This window comes from Pisciglobus halotolerans (genome assembly GCF_900113675.1).
Classification (GTDB): Bacteria; Bacillota; Bacilli; order Lactobacillales; family Carnobacteriaceae; genus Pisciglobus; species Pisciglobus halotolerans.
Genome location: NZ_FOQE01000069.1, coordinates 1 through 4456 on the forward strand (window position 1 = coordinate 1; position 4456 = coordinate 4456).

The 4456-nt window shown below is 33.7% G+C and carries 5 protein-coding genes; 2 read left to right on the forward strand and 3 right to left on the reverse strand.

All coding sequences use genetic code 11. The annotated features are described in order from the left end of the window. Positions 1-282: hypothetical protein (locus BM057_RS11790; RefSeq protein ID WP_218147474.1), on the forward strand; the 282-nt coding region annotated here is incomplete at its 5' end. 373 nt (positions 283-655) lie between these two features. Here the strand turns inward: BM057_RS11790 and BM057_RS11285 are convergent. Next, complete coding sequence (locus BM057_RS11285; RefSeq protein WP_002301365.1) at positions 656-2563, reverse strand: heavy metal translocating P-type ATPase; 1908 nt, start codon at positions 2561-2563, stop codon at positions 656-658. Between the two features lie 255 nt (positions 2564-2818). Here BM057_RS11285 and BM057_RS11290 point away from each other — a divergent pair, with 255 nt between their 5' ends. Then, positions 2819-3139: an ArsR/SmtB family transcription factor gene (locus BM057_RS11290; protein ID WP_002301366.1), complete on the forward strand. Its 321-nt coding sequence runs from the start codon at positions 2819-2821 to the stop codon at positions 3137-3139. 111 nt (positions 3140-3250) lie between these two features. Here the strand turns inward: BM057_RS11290 and BM057_RS11295 are convergent, their stop codons facing one another. After that, entirely contained in the window at positions 3251-3865 is a 615-nt protein-coding gene (locus BM057_RS11295; protein WP_010620830.1) for a CadD family cadmium resistance transporter, read from the reverse strand. 16 nt (positions 3866-3881) lie between these two features. Further along, on the reverse strand, positions 3882-4244 hold the full coding sequence (locus BM057_RS11300; protein WP_010731415.1) for an ArsR/SmtB family transcription factor: 363 nt from the start codon (positions 4242-4244) through the stop codon (positions 3882-3884). Positions 4245-4456 lie beyond the last annotated feature (212 nt).

Consider the following 4456-nt stretch of genomic DNA (forward strand, 5'->3'; position numbering starts at 1 on the left):
GGTCCTGGTGGCGGACTGTACACAGGTCCTGGCGGTGGACTGTATACCGGCCCTGGTGGCGGATTATATACCGGTCCTGGCGGTGGTTTATATACTGGACCTGGCGGTGGACTATATACCGGTCCTGGCGGTGGTTTATACACAGGTCCAGGGGGCGGAGCATACACCGGTCCAACATCTTACAGCAGTAACATACCACCTTGGCAGATATTTGTAAGAGAATTAGAAAAACGAGGATTGTCGAGAGAAGCTAAAATGATAAGAAGTAGAATTAATCTTTAAAACATTTACTCTTTTCATAATATAAAATAAAGTTTGCTTGCATTTTTTTGTAAGTAAGCTTTATTCTTATTTCAAAATGTAATCGTAACATAGGAATGCCCTCTTTTGGTTTACCTCTTTTCATAAATACATATTTCACAACATACTTAATCGACACTGACACTGCACTAAAAAAGACAAAAAGACAACGCGTAACATATGTCAATTTTGGATACACCCAAATTAGACATAATTAAAGAAAAAACGTAGGCTTCTATTTTCGATACATGATTTTATCCGATTATGGTATATAATCGTTTATTTCTGGCGGTCATAAAAAAGAACCCTATGGGTATAGGGTTCTTCATACATGATTTTATCCAATTTCATGTATTTATTTAGACTTTAATAATCGAAGACCATTTAATATCACGACTAAGGTACTTCCTTCATGAACAATCACACTAATGGCTATATCCGTTAATCCTACTAAGCTTACGGTAATTAGAAAAGCGACAACTACCATTGAGAAAATAATATTTTGCCAAATAACTCGATTCATTTTTAAAGAAATTTCATGAGCTTTTACCAATTTAGACAAATCATTTTTCATTAATACTAGATCAGATACATCTACTGCAACATCCGTACCCTCTCCCATAGCAATTCCAACATCTGCCTTCACAAGAGCAGGTGCGTCGTTTATACCATCTCCCACCATAGCGGTTATACCATAGGTTTCTTTTTGTTCATTGATAATGTTAGATTTATCTTCTGGCATGACGTTTGCAATTACTTGATCTACTCCTAATTGTTTACCAACAGCTTGCCCTGTCATTTCAGAATCCCCAGTAATTAAAGTGGTATGGATACCACACTTCTTAAAGTAATCTATAGTTGCTTTCGCATGTTCACTTGGAATATCCATTAATGCTATCAGGCCGATTACTTTTTCATTTTCTGATACATATACAACCGTATTACCTTCTGAAGCCCATTCTTTATTCAAACGTGTATAGTCATCCGATACAGCCTCAAAAGAAGTTGGTTTACCTATACGATAAGTGTTTTCGTTATAATCGCCTATTAAACCTTTTCCAATCTGATTTTCCACTTCAATAGCTAGTTTATTTTTTGGTTCAAACTTGTCTAAAATAGCACTTGCTAACGGGTGATTTGATTCTTTTTCAAGAGCCACTACGATATCAATCATATTTTCCTCGTTCACAGAATCAGAAAAGTAATAATTGGTTACTTCCGGTTTCCCTTTAGTTAATGTTCCTGTTTTATCAAAGGCAATGGCTTGAATATCCGCTAATTGGGACAAATAGGCACTTCCTTTTGAAAGTACGCCTCTTTTTGCTAGATTAGAAGTGGCTGACAATGTTACGGATACGGTAGCTGCTGCTAAAGCACACGGAGAAGCTGCGACTAAAAGGACTAATCCTCTATAAATACTTTGTGACCATGTCAAATCAAACAGCATAGGAGCAAGTAAAATGAAGAGTGGGATTGCAATTAAAACAAATTTAACATACTTAGGCTCAAACTTTTGGATAATACTAGACGCTTTTGTTTGATTCTCTTGATTTTGATTCACTAGTTGTAAAATCTTTGAAAAGACAGTATCGTTAGTTTCTTTTGTGACTTCCATAGTAAAGGTACCCGTTCCATTAATTGTACTCCCAAAAACTCCGTCTCCCTTTGATTTCTCTTTAGGTATACTCTCACCATTAATAGAAGATTCGTCAATCGAAGTAGAGCCTGATACTATTACTCCGTCAATCGGTACTTGGTCACCGTTTAACACTTGAAGTTGATCTCCTACTTTCAACTCACTAACATTAACGATTGTTGTATTGCCATCTTGCATGATTAGCCTAGCTGTTGTTGGATTCATTTCTAATAACTTGGTAATTTCTCTTTTACTTCTTCCTTCAGCATAATCTTCAAGAAAATGTGCTCCAGAGAAAATAAGAACCAATAACGTTCCTTCCCAAAAATTTCCTATCAGAGAAGCACCTATTGCAGCTATTCCCATTAAAATATGAGAATTAGGGGTAAATTTGTGTTGTCTTTTTGAGTTTTCAATCGTTTCTCCAATTCCTTCAAGAATAATGACATGATAACCAGCACTAATTGAAGCAATTGAAAACAAAGTGTTTTGGATTAAATTATTTTCTCCGTTTACAAATAACGCAATGAGCGACAATGCTAAACCAATAAAGTACAAAATAATTGGCATTTTCCCATGATCGTGACTATTATTTTCGTGTGAGTGTTGCTCTTGAATCTCTTTCATTTCTATCACCTTTCTTAATAAAACTTTTTTTTAGAAATCGTAATGCTTACGAATTACTTTTGAACGAACATTCATATGTCTATACATTCATTTTATATCGCTCTATCTAATTTGTCAAAAAAATAGTTATCTTATTTAGGTGATAAAAAAAATAGGACTCTAAAATAGCTACCCTTATACAAAAAATCTTGCTTTATAAAAATATTATGATAATCTAAATGTGAATAAACAAACATATGAAGGAGAGAAATTCTTATGAATTCATTATCAACTTCTCCATTAAAAAATGAATCTATCCAAGAGGTAAGTAAAATATTTAAAATGATCAGTGACCCTACCCGACTTTCAATTTTATTTCTTCTGCAGAAAGAAGAACTTAGCGTTGGAGCTATTGCGCATTCTTTGAGTATGGAACAATCAGCAATTTCTCACCAGTTAAAAACTTTAAAGACTTCAAGATTAGTAAAATCAAAAAGAGCTGGTAAAAATATGATTTATAGCCTTGACGATCTTCATATTTTTAGTATTCTTGAGCAAGTTTCAACTCATATCGAAGAACAAGAAAAAGAAAAATAAAGACAAACTACAAGGTTAAAATGATTTTACAATTCATTAGTTCAAATAAAAAAAGACAGCGAGTTAAAATCTCGCTGTCTTTTTTTATTTGAACTTCACTATCGTAGTTGTTTATATAAAATTTAATAGTGTTTGAATCGTCCCATTTTCTATCAAAATATAAATTCCTAAGCCAATAAACACTATAGGAACAAGGATTCGTTCATATTTTTCTAAGGTTTCGGAAACAAAAGAAATCTTGGCTAATTTGTAACTGATATAGCAAAGAACCGCAACAGAAATAGCAAATACGATTAGAGCGGTGACAATCTCTGAAAAAGATAACGAGGCAAAGTAAGGAATATAAATCCCTAAGTTATCGCCACCAGAAGCAATTGTTATTAAGGCAACGGTCCAAAAGAAGCGGTTTGTTCCTCTTGATTCAAGCTTTTCAACGACTTCCTCTTCTTCTTCCTCCTCTTCGCCAACCAATGCCACTCTGATTCCTAAGAAAATCGGAATTAGACCGAGAAGCCCAATGATCCAATCTTGCGGAATGAAATTCAGCACATATGCTGCAAATAAACTTACGGCTACTAAGATACCTGTTCCTAGATATTGACCCCAAAAAATCTGACGGAGCCCTTTTTTTGTATGACTTTGAGAAAAAATAATCAGCAAGATAAATAAATAATCAATGCTGGTAGAAACGTAAACAGCGAGAGCTGATAAAATACTTTGTAACAAAATAACTTCCTCCAAACTAAATTTTCATAGATATATTTTCTGACAACTTTAGAAAATCCTGCACAGCGGAAAGTATCTCTTCATTCGCTAAAGAATAATAAACTACTTTTCCATCTTGACGTGATTTTGCTATTTCGTTCTTTTTCAAAAAACGTAAATGGTGTGACGTTGTAGCAATACTAGCATTAAGTATTTCTGCTAAATCACAAACGCACATCTCCTTATAAGTTTCTAAAGTATAAAAAATTTTAATCCTAGAAGAATCGCTAAAACATTTTCCTAACACAAGTAAATTTGAAAAATCTTTTTGATCCAATTTATTTTTTATTATAGTTACTTTTTCTTTATGTACGATAGTCACTTGGCAAACGTTTTCCATTCATCTCACCTCACATTCAAACGATTATTTGAATGAAGTATACCTATTTGATCACTCTTTTGTCAATCTATCTTAATTCCAATACACTATTATAAGCAATTTCATGTGTTACAACTTGGTTCTGTTGCAAAGTTTTAAATAAAGAATAAAATCCCTTACGGTATCTATGATTTAAGCTGGGATTCCCAATAATACCTTGATTTCAGTACAGA